The organism is Methylobacterium sp. AC690, assembly GCF_979256535.1.
Window position 1 is genome coordinate 1 of the sequence record NZ_CEEDOX010000101.1, and the last position, 249, is coordinate 249.

1 protein-coding gene is annotated in these 249 nt (G+C 59.8%); it reads left to right on the forward strand.

Annotated features, from left to right (window positions below; translation table 11 throughout):
* A partial coding sequence (locus tag AC0IY1_RS25480) for a cytochrome c oxidase assembly protein (protein ID WP_471773365.1) occupies nt 1-249 on the forward strand: 249 nt, incomplete at both ends.

A 249-nucleotide genomic window follows, 5' to 3' on the forward strand; every position in this document is an offset into this window, starting at 1 on the left:
CGCCACTTTCAACGTGCAGCCGGGTCTCATGGGAAGCTTCGTCGTCAAGGTGCAGTGTTTCTGCTTCAACGAGCAAACCCTGCAGCCGGGTGAGACGATGGATTGTCCCGTGGTGTTCTACATTGACCCTGAGGTCCGCAAGGACTCGAATACCGCGCATCTGTCTGAGATGACGCTCTCCGACCCGTATTTCGCTTCGAAGAACGGTCAGCCCACGGCCGCGCTTGCGACAACGGGCGGCACGGGGAC